The organism is Methylobacterium sp. CCH5-D2 (genome assembly GCF_001556475.1).
Taxonomy (GTDB): Bacteria; Pseudomonadota; Alphaproteobacteria; order Rhizobiales; family Beijerinckiaceae; genus Methylobacterium; species Methylobacterium hispanicum.
Genome location: NZ_LSIX01000833.1, coordinates 1 through 1,230, shown reverse-complemented (window position 1 = coordinate 1,230; position 1,230 = coordinate 1). Strand labels below are relative to the sequence as shown.

Genomic DNA, 1,230 nt, shown 5'->3' with positions numbered 1-1,230 from the left:
CGCGCGCCCGACCACGCCGCCGATCGGCCCGCCGAGCGCGGTGCCGACGGCCGCCCCGGCCGTGGACAGGATCAGCGTGGCCATGGCGGCGCTCCGGCGATGGGGGACGGGATCGGCAGGACGGGGTCCACAAGACGGGATCGGCAGGACCGCTCGTGTCCGGAGGGGCCGGGGCGCGCGTCGGCACGATGCAGGATGGGCCGGTGCAAATACTGGCGCACGCCCATCAGGCTAAAGCCGGTGTTAACGCAGGATGTCGTACCGAGCCGGTACTCTCGATCTAGCGCCGGTTGCCTGCGATGGTCCTGCTCTCCAACGTGCGAATTTTGCACAAGATCGCGGCAGTCATTGCCCTGATCGGTGTCATCGTCGGTGGCTGCATCTGGCACGCGAGCGCGCGCATGGGCACGATCGGCGAGAGCTACGACCGCTTCATCGCCCACGACGCGCGGGCGGCGGCGAATGCGCGCCGGATCAACCGGCACATCTACGAGATGTACTACGCCGTCTACCGCACGATCGCGGAGACGGACGCCGAGCAGATCCGGCGGGCCTCGGCGCAGTTCGAGGCGGCCGCGCCGGGCCTGCGCCAGCTCTTCGGCGAGATCGCGGCCGACATGCCCAGCTTCGCCGGGCGGATCGAGGAGGTCCGCGCCGGGGCCGAGAGCTTCATGTCCAGCGTCTCGGAGGCGCGCTCGCTCGGCGAGGCGAACTTCAACGCGGAGGCGCTGGCCGTCATCCACCGGGACGTCGATCCGACCTTCGCGGCGCTCACCGGCAGCGCCTCGAAGCTCAGCGCCGACATCGCGGCCAGCATGGAGGCGGGCGCGCAGGGGCTGGCCGGCGACATCGCGGCGACGCGCCTCAGCCTGTGGCTCCTCACCGGGCTCGGGCTCCTGGCCGGCATCGTCGCGGCGGTGCTCGTCGCGATCCTCGGCATCAGCCGCCCGCTCGGCCGCCTCGTCGCGGTGCTGCAGCGGATGGCGCAGGGCGCGATCGACGCGGAGATCGCGGAGGCGCGGCGCGGGGACGAGATCGGCGCGGTCGGCCGCGCCGTCGAGGACATCAAGGCGATGGTGGCGCGGAAGGCCGCCGAGGAGGCCGAGGTCAGGCGCATCGCCGACGCGGCCGCCGCCGAGGCGCGCCGCCGCACCATGGTGGATCTCGCCGACGGCTTCGAGCGGGCGGTGGGCGGCATCGTCGGCACGGTCTCGTCGTCCGCGACCGAGC

The 1,230-nt window shown here is 72.8% G+C and carries 1 protein-coding gene; it reads left to right on the top strand.

Annotated features, from left to right (window positions below; all coding sequences use genetic code 11):
• Positions 1–401: 401 nt before the first annotated feature.
• A partial coding sequence (locus AX737_RS21815) for a HAMP domain-containing protein (protein WP_156453880.1) occupies positions 402–1,230 on the top strand: 829 nt, incomplete at its 3' end.